Source organism: Salinivibrio socompensis S35 (assembly GCF_000513715.1).
Taxonomy (GTDB): Bacteria; Pseudomonadota; Gammaproteobacteria; order Enterobacterales; family Vibrionaceae; genus Salinivibrio; species Salinivibrio socompensis.
In genome coordinates this window covers 1-8963 of record NZ_AQOD01000137.1, presented here as the reverse complement: position 1 = coordinate 8963, position 8963 = coordinate 1, and the positions used below count along the sequence as shown (strand labels likewise).

Annotated in this window: 6 protein-coding genes and 3 pseudogenes; 4 read left to right on the top strand and 5 right to left on the bottom strand. The window is 49.3% G+C overall.

What is annotated here, in order from left to right; translation table 11 throughout:
- The 4 genes and pseudogenes from DZ54_RS24315 to idi all read left to right on the top strand — a co-directional run.
- The coding region (locus DZ54_RS24315) for a hypothetical protein (RefSeq protein ID WP_164831605.1) at positions 1-181 on the top strand (181 nt) is incomplete at its 5' end.
- A 25-nt stretch (positions 182-206) separates the two neighbouring features.
- Positions 207-2455, top strand: a pseudogene (gene parC / locus DZ54_RS22065) (DNA topoisomerase IV subunit A).
- Between the two features lie 100 nt (positions 2456-2555).
- The gene (locus DZ54_RS0114320; RefSeq protein WP_025674815.1) at positions 2556-3290 is read left to right on the top strand and encodes a 1-acylglycerol-3-phosphate O-acyltransferase; all 735 of its coding nucleotides are present in this window, start codon (positions 2556-2558) and stop codon (positions 3288-3290) included.
- Positions 3291-3304: 14 nt separating this feature from the next.
- Positions 3305-3871 carry an isopentenyl-diphosphate Delta-isomerase gene (idi, locus tag DZ54_RS0114315; RefSeq protein ID WP_025674813.1) on the top strand — a complete coding sequence of 189 codons (567 nt, stop codon included), beginning with the start codon at positions 3305-3307 and terminating at the stop codon, positions 3869-3871.
- Between the two features lie 55 nt (positions 3872-3926).
- Here the strand turns inward: idi and DZ54_RS0114310 are convergent, their stop codons facing one another.
- The 5 genes and pseudogenes from DZ54_RS0114310 to arcA form a co-directional block, all read right to left on the bottom strand.
- Positions 3927-4319, bottom strand: a complete 393-nt coding sequence (locus tag DZ54_RS0114310; protein ID WP_025674811.1) for a RidA family protein — start codon at positions 4317-4319, stop codon at positions 3927-3929.
- Positions 4320-4384: 65 nt separating this feature from the next.
- Positions 4385-4877: pseudogene (locus DZ54_RS22060) on the bottom strand (arginine repressor).
- 173 nt (positions 4878-5050) lie between these two features.
- Positions 5051-6054, bottom strand: a pseudogene (gene argF, locus DZ54_RS22055) (ornithine carbamoyltransferase).
- Positions 6055-6081: 27 nt separating this feature from the next.
- Positions 6082-7044, bottom strand: a complete 963-nt coding sequence (gene arcC / locus DZ54_RS0114295) for a carbamate kinase (protein ID WP_025674809.1) — start codon at positions 7042-7044, stop codon at positions 6082-6084.
- A gap of 57 nt (positions 7045-7101) precedes the next feature.
- A complete protein-coding gene (arcA, locus tag DZ54_RS0114290; protein ID WP_025674807.1) occupies positions 7102-8322 on the bottom strand; it encodes an arginine deiminase in 1221 nt (406 codons plus the stop codon).
- Positions 8323-8963 lie beyond the last annotated feature (641 nt).

Genomic DNA, 8963 nt, shown 5'->3' with positions numbered 1-8963 from the left:
CCCCTTACAGCTGCGCGAGACGACCATGGACCCCAACACGCGCCGTCTTGTCCAGCTCACTGTCGATGACGATGAGCAAACGCAGCAGCTAATGGATATGTTACTGGGTAAAAAGCGCGCGGAAGATCGTCGGCATTGGCTGCAGCAAAAAGGCGATATGGCCGAACTTATCGATATTTAAATAACTATAACGGGATCTTATTCGCATGACAGAGGTGACTTATGATGGGGTTGAGCAGCTTGCTCTTCGCCAGTTCACTGAGGACGCTTACCTCAATTACTCGATGTACGTCATCATGGATCGCGCACTGCCGTTTATCGGCGATGGCTTAAAGCCAGTGCAGCGCCGGATTATTTACGCGATGTCTGAGCTGGGGCTTTCCGCCTCCGCAAAGTATAAAAAATCGGCCCGTACCGTGGGAGATGTCCTCGGTAAATATCATCCCCACGGGGATTCGGCTTGCTATGAAGCCATGGTTTTAATGGCACAGCCGTTTTCTTATCGTTACCCGTTGGTCGATGGCCAAGGCAATTGGGGCGCGCCGGACGACCCTAAATCCTTTGCTGCGATGCGGTATACCGAATCACGTCTATCTCGCTTCTCAGAAGTGTTGTTGCAAGAGCTTGGGCAGGGCACGGTCGAATGGGGGCCCAATTTTGATGGCACTATGAAAGAGCCTAAAACCCTGCCCGCACGTTTACCGCATATTTTATTAAATGGTATTACCGGGATTGCAGTGGGGATGGCTACCGATATCCCCCCGCACAATGCCCGTGAGTTAGCCAATGCCCTCGCATCAATGATCGATAAGCCCAATATGGATTTAGACGGCGTACTGGACCATGTTCAAGGGCCTGACTATCCAACAGAAGCTGAGGTGATCACGCCTAAATCTGACCTGAAAAAGCTCTACACCAGTGGTCGCGGATCGATCAAAATGCGTGCGCTATGGCATAAAGAAAACAATGAAGTTGTGATCACAGCGCTGCCACACCAGGTCTCGGGTGCAAAGCTTTTAGAGCAAATTGCCAACCAGATGCGGGCGAAAAAGCTGCCAATGTGGATGATCTGCGCGATGAGTCGGATCACGAAAATCCGACCCGCATTGTGATCGTTCCACGCTCTAATCGTGTCGATTGTGATCAGCTGATGGATCATTTATTTGCCTCGACCGATTTAGAGAAAAACTATCGCGTTAACCTCAATATGATTGGTCTGGACGGGCGACCTCAGGTGAAAGGATTGCACGGTATTCTTTCTGAATGGTTAACCTTTCGGCGCAATACAGTAAGACGTCGCCTTGAGCATCGTTTAGAAAAAGTGCTGGCACGTTTACACATCTTGGAAGGCTTGCTTGCCGCGTATCTTAATATCGACGAAGTGATTGAAATCATCCGCAGTGAGGATGAGCCAAAGGCGGAGTTGATTAAACGGTTTGGTTTGAGTGAGAAACAGGCTGAAGCGATTCTCGAGATCAAGTTGCGCCAGCTGGCTAAGTTGGAAGAGATTAAAATCCGTGGTGAGCAGGATGAGTTAAGCAAAGAGCGGAATAAACTTGAGACCTTATTGGGGTCGGATCGTCGGTTGAACACCTTGATAAAAAAAGAAATTTTAGCGGATGCGGAAAAGTATGGCGATGATCGACGCTCACCATTAGTCGCACGCGCCGAGGCGAAAGCCCTCACAGAGCGTGATCTTATTCCAAGTGAGCCGATCACTGTGGTGTTGTCCGATAAAGGCTGGATTCGTCATGCTAAAGGCCATGATGTTGATGCCAGCAGCCTTAACTACAAAGCCGGAGATCAATTTTTGGATTCGGCATCGGGTAAGAGTAACCAACCCGCTGTTTTTGTTGGCTCGGATGGTCGCAGCTATGCGATTGAATCACACACGTTACCGTCAGCACGAAGCCAAGGCGAGCCGATTACAGGCCGGATTAATATCACGCCAGGCTCATCGATTCGCCACGTGCTAATGGCTGACGAAAGCCAGTTTTTGCTGATGGCCTCAGATGCCGGTTATGGCTTTGTTTGCAAACAAGCCGATATGCTGTCAAAAAATCGTAGCGGCAAAGCCTTACTCACGGTTCCAGCGCACGCTGAGGTGATGCCACCTCGTCAAATTAGCCACTTAGAAACAGATTTGATCGTTGCGATCTCCAACGAGGGGCGAATGTTAGTTTTCCCGGTACATGAACTGCCCCAGTTGAGTAAAGGTAAAGGCAATAAAATCATTAATATCCCTGGCGCACGCGCGAAATCGCGTGAAGAGGTGTTAAGTCAGCTCTATGTTGTGCCCGCCGATGTGGGGATTACTCTGCATGCTGGCAAACGGAAATTAACGTTAAAGCCGGACGACTTGGCCCATTATCGTGGCGAGCGTGGTCGTCGAGGAAGCATGCTTCCTCGAGGCCTTCAGCGCGTCGATGAGATAGACATTCTCATCGGCCAATAAAACACCACGCCTGCCCTTGCTATCAGGGGCGGCGTGGGTGCATTTTTGCGCTGAATCCGTATACTGACTCGCCTTCTACGCAGGCTCTTTGGAGAGAGAAATGATTTTTGTCGTGCGACTGCTGGCTTTATTAATTGCCGCTGTTTTGCTGTTTGTCTTTGGCGGGCTGTACTGCCTATTGCGTCCCCGTCACCCTCGTAATTGCTACCATATCAGCAAGTGGTTTGGACGCCTCTCTTGTTTATTTGGGATTAGCCTTGAACTGCGTTTTGCCGAGGGTGCACCGCGTGAGCCCGGAGCCAGTGTTTGTATTGCCAACCACCAAAGTAATTGGGATCTGGTGACCTCATCGAACGCGCTCATGCCAGGGGCGGTGACTGTGGGTAAGAAAAGCTTATTGTGGGTCCCGATCTTTGGCCAGCTTTATTGGCTAACGGGGAATGTGTTGATTGATCGCGCTAACCGTGGAAAAGCGATGAGCACCATTGCTCAGGTGACGGAAAAGATCCGCGCCAAGCAATTGAGCGTGTGGTTATTTCCAGAGGGAACACGCTCTCGTGGACGTGGGTTATTGCCCTTTAAAACGGGCGCTTTTCATGCGGCTATCGGGGCAAATGTGCCTGTGATCCCGATAGTGTGCAGCTCTACTCATCACTTAAAAGCGAATCGTTGGAATAATGGTCACGTGATTGTCGAGGTGATGGCGCCTATTTCCTCTGAGGGTTACGATAAAGACAATGTTCGTTCGCTTGCTAAGCACTGTCACCAGGTGATGAAAAGTAAGTTAGAACAGCTTGATGCAGAAGTTGCGGAACGCAATCAACGCGACCGCTAATTGAGGATTCACTTATGACGTCAACCCAGCGCCACCATGTTGTGTTGGTTTCACCTAGTGGTGAGCCACAAGGGATCGCTGAAAAGTTGGAGGCGCATCAGCAAGGGTGGCTGCACATGGCCTTCTCTGTCATGTTATTTCGATGCAACGCGAGCGGCGAACGTGAGTACCTACTTCAACGCCGAGCCGCAGAAAAATACCACAGTGGTGGATTATGGACGAATACCTGTTGCTCACACCCCAAAAAGGACGAACCGGTTGCCGCGGCGGCAAAACGGCGCTTGTATGAAGAATTAGGGATTGCTCGTCCGCTCGACTTTACCATGGGGCCTTGGTTTGAATACCGCGCAGAGTTAGGTAATGGACTGGTTGAACACGAGTTGGATCAAGTGATTGCCTGTGAGGTGAATCGCGTCGATATGATCTTAAACCCGGACGAGGTAGAGGATTGCCGCTGGTGGTCGGAAAGTGAGATCAAGCAGGCAGTTGCAGATACGCCTGAACAATTTACCGCGTGGTTTGAACAGGTGTTAACACAGATTAATGCGATGGTTGAGTGTCCGGCCGCTTCGCAGATATAAACTGAGCGCCTGGTATCGTGACAATCAAGCGGCGTCGTCGACGCCGCTTATTTTTTTACGCGTTACGCACCGCAATCGCTTCAATTTCAATATCGACATCTTTGGGGAGGCGCGCGACCTCAACACACGAGCGCGCCGGGTAGTTTTCGACCCCGTGCTCGTCAAAAAACGCACCATACACCTTGTTGATGTCAGCAAAGTCTTCCATGTTTTTCACAAACACAGTGAGTTTGGCGATATTGCTCACTTTCAGCCCTGCCGCCTCGACCACCGCTTTTACGTTGTCCAGCGACTGGCGCGCTTGAGCAGTAATTTCAGGTGAAATTTGCCCAGTCACGGGGTTTACTGGGATCTGGCCGGAAGTGAGGATCATATTGCCAAGATCAACCCCTTGTGAATAGGGGCCGATAGCTTCAGGCGCCTGCTCAGTTTGCAGTACTTGGATCATTGTCTATTCCTTTATTAAACGTGACGCCTATAGTCTGCAACGGTTATCCAGTCAGGTAAAGCCGTTTACGTGGGGGCAAGACGATCGCGGACAGCTTGCTCGCAGGCACTCAGATCGCTTAAGTGCCGCGGGGCGACTAAAACGGTGTCGTTGCCACCAACGGTGCCTAAAATTTAATGTGGGTGTCGGGTGAAGATCGATCAATCTTGCAATCAACTGCGCGCCGCCTGGATGGGTTTTGACCACCACCATGGCTTGGCTACAGCTGATCTCGTCAATTTGAGACCCAATCGAAGAGATGGCATATACAGGCTCCATCTCGCCACTCAGTGTATAGACTTTTTGTCCGTGCGCATTAGGGACTTTGGCAACCCCTAGCTTAGATAACAAACGTGAGACGGTCGACTGGCTGACATCAAGGTAGCCGAGTTCAACCAGTTGCTGACGCACAGCGTCTTGCGTGGTAAAACTCTGGGTTTGGAGCAGATGCCGGCATGTAGAGAGAATATCCTCTTCTTGCGTGGCGGCTGTTACCGATAGAATTGCATCATCAACCACGGGTAACCCCTTATAATTAACGGCATTTCACTTTCATACTAGTTAATAAAACTGATAATTAGTGATTTATTCGCATATGCTATCAGTTGCTTTCAGGAGAAACCTTGATGCGTGTCACTGCGTGGTATCAAGTGGAATAAACAGGGCGTCGGCTGACGCCCTGTTTGGGGAGATTAATCGCCGAGGGTGGCGACCATCACCGCTTTGATGGTGTGCAAGCGGTTCTCTGCTTCGTCAAAAACGATAGAGCAGTCTGACTCAAACACATCTTCGGTGACTTCTAGCCCTTTAAGGCCGTATTTTTGTTCTATTTCGGCGCCGACGGTGGTTTCGTTATTATGGAACGCGGGCAGGCAGTGCATGAACTTCACATGGGGGTTACCGGTTGCTTTCACCACGTCCATATTGACTTGATAGGGTTCATCATCGCAACGCGCTCGTCCCACGCTTCTTTAGACTCGCCCATGGAAACCCAGACGTCGGTATACAAGAAATCACAGTCTTTAACGCCCTCTTGCACGTCTTCGGTGAGCGTAATGCGGGCACCGGTTTGCTCTGCGATTTCACGGCATTGTGTCACCAATGCGTCTTCCGGCCAGAATGCTTTTGGTGCAACCAAGCGAATATCCATCCCCATTTTTGCTGCACCTACCATCAGGGAATTTCCCATATTGTTGCGGGCATCACCTAGATAAGCAAAGCGCATTTCATGAAGCTGCTTACCACGGCCATGTTCGAGCATGGTCATTAAATCAGCTAAAATTTGTGTAGGGTGAAACTCGGTGGTCAGGCCATTCCATACGGGTACCCCGGCAAACTCACCGAGCTCTTCGACAATGTCTTGTCCAAAGCCACGGTATTCAATACCGTCATACATGCGGCCGAGTACGCGAGCGGTATCTTTCATCGATTCTTTATGACCAATTTGAGAGCCGGTTGGACCGATGTAGCTGACTTGACCGCCTTGGTCGAACGCAGCGGTTTCAAAGGCACAACGGGTGCGCGTTGATGCCTTTTCGAAGATCAGCGCAATGTTTTTACCTTTCAGACGCGGTGTTTCATAACCATTGTATTTAGCTTTTTTGAGTTCAATAGCCATGTCGATAAAGTGTTGGATCTCACGGGGTGTGAAGTCCAGCAGTTTAAGGAAGTTACGGTTGCGTAGGTTAAAAGCCATAATGGGAAATCCTCTTCGTTATTGGTCTCAGGCTTGTGCAGGCGCAGGTTGGCCGTGAGAAATAGTGTTTTTATTCATTGAATGTGGACGAATACGCGTGCCCGCCTGACCGGCTAGAATCGCTAGGCCATCTTCTAAAGCACCGATGCCAACCAGTTTTCCACCTTGGCGAACAAATTCGCAGGAGGCATCAATTTTAGGCCCCATTGATCCTGCGTCGAAGGTGTATTGGCTCAGATCCTCGGGCGTTGTCTCGGCGATTGCCCGTTGATTGGGTTGACCATAGTCCAAATACACAGCCTCCGCATCGGTAAGAATGAGTAAGGCGTCAGCATTGATTTGGCGGGCTAAGAATGCGGCTGACATGTCTTTATCAATCACCGCTTCAATGCCTTTGAGTTGATCACCTTCCTTAATTACCGGAATACCGCCGCCCCCGGTGCAAATCACTAAATGTCCCTGTTTGATCAAGCTGGCAATGGCATCATCTTCAATAATGCCGGTGGGTTGTGGGCTAGGGACGACACGACGGAAATATTGACCATCCGGTTTGATATCCCAGCCATATTTGTCAGCAAGCTGATTCGCCTCTTGTTGATCATACACGGGGCCAATCGGTTTGGTCGGGTTGGCAAAGGCGGGATCCTTGGGATCAACCGTCATTTGCGTCAGCATGCAAGATACATGTTGATCTGGTGCCAAGTTATGTAGCTCTTGCATGAGCATGTAGCCAATCATGCCTTGGGTTTCTGAGCCGAGCACGTCCAATGGATAAGGGGTCACCGACTTATACTCTAATCCTTGCAGTGCTAATAGGCCGACTTGTGGGCCATTGCCATGCACAAGAACGACGTTGTATTGCTCACCAATCGCCGCGATGGTTTTCGCCGCTTTGGCGATATTGGCACGTTGAATGTCTGCTTCTAAAGGCTCGCCTCGACGCAGGAGGGCGTTGCCACCTAATGCAACCACGACAGTGGGTTTATTCATAATCATACTCTCTACAGTCGATGGGGCTGAGCGCAAGCAGGCCCAGCCCAATGCGTTTTAAATACCATCACGATGGATAGGACAGCTCATGCAGCGCGCGCCACCACGGCCGCGACCTAATTCGTCACCTGGAATAGACAAGACAGTGATACCCGCTTTATCGTATTTTTCGTTGGTGTAGGTGTTGCGCTCATAACCGACGACAACTCCTGGACGGACGGTAAGGACGTTATTGGCGTCGTTCCACTGCTCGCGCTCGGCTTCAAAGCTGTCGCCCCCTGTGGTAATCAGATTCAGTGGGCCTACATCGAGTCCTTTTTCAATTGCGGTCAGGAAGTAATCTTCTTCGCGAACATTGAGTTTGCCAGTACGATCACCGGTGAGACTCCAGCACTTGATGTCTTTACGAATCACTTCTGGGTACACCGAGAAGGTATCTTCACGCATATGAGTCATTACGGTATCAAGGTGCATGCATGAGCGGTGTTTAGGGAGCTCCATCGCAATCACTTGCTTGGCTTGTCCGTGCTTGAATAAGCTGGAAGCGAGGTTCTCTACCCCTTGCGGCGTGGTGCGTTCAGACATCCCAATGAGGACCACCCCTTTACCCAAGACAGTGACATCGCCGCCTTCGATCGTGGCATTATCATAATCAATGTTCTCGCCACCGAAGTAGGTAATAAAGTCGCCATTGGCGAAACGTGGGTGCCATCTATAAATGGCGCGTAGATGGTTGGTTTCACGTTTACGCGCCGGTTTAGCCATTGGGTTGATAGACACGCCGCCGTATAACCAGCACGAGGTATCTCGCGTAAATAAGTGATTAGGCAGTGGATCGATAATAAAGTCTGAAGGCGCATGCATCGCTTGCAACATCGATGTTGTCGCCAGCGGAAGTTCAGAGTAGGCGAGCCCGCCTAAGAACATCGACGCTAACTCATGATGAGGAAGATCATTTAAATAGCAGCGGATATCGTTCGCAAACGACGGACCAAAGGTATAGTCAGATATTTTTAGGTTCATCAGCCAAGCTTTGGCTTCAGGGACATCCAGCGTTTCAGCCAGCAGGTTTTGCAACAATAAGACTTCCACACCTTGGTCTCGAAGCGTTTGTGCGAACTTGTCATGCTCTTCACCTGCGCGTTCAACGGAAAGTACATCATCGAAAAGCAGGTCGTGACAGTTAGAGGGAGTGAGGTGTGTCAAAGCACGCTCAGGACGGTGTAACATCACTGTACGTAATTGACCAATTTCTGAGCCGACATAGAAGTTGTTCATCTTTCTTTCTCCGTATATCTCTGCTTGGCTTTTCATCGGAAGGGATAAATAAAAAGTGCAGATTTATTATTGGGTACAAATTCATTCTAACGCGGCGTGATAATGGAACTGGAAGTTAGATCACATTGACTCAATACATCGCAGAAAGCGGTTTTTACCCTGTGTTAATGGTATTTATGGCAGATGATTTACTTGGTCTTTAATAATTAATCACTTTTAATGATTGCTTAGCGTTTTTATTTTTTATCTTCAGGGTTTGCGCGGCATTTGTTGTTTTTTTATGCCTGTTTTATTTGGTGTTTATTAAAGCTTATGCGCCTTTAATGAATGACTATCTTTTGATTTTTTTTAATTTAACAAGTATGGGCATTTTTTTGGTTTAAATTGTGATGGCGATCATTATTACACTGCTTGTTGTTAAAAGTGTTGCTTTGTTGTGAAAATATAAAGCGAAGAAAGAATAAAGCAGAACTAAGGTCTGAGGGATCCCCACTTTTTTTCACCTGAGCTCTCCCGCTGCCATTGCCTTCAGCCCTCCAACCGCTAAAGCCAGATCCCTCACTCTGTACCCATATCCTTCTCGTCCAATCAGCTCCCTCCCCAGGAAAAAATAGGACAGAACCCGGCGGGTTCGAATGGTA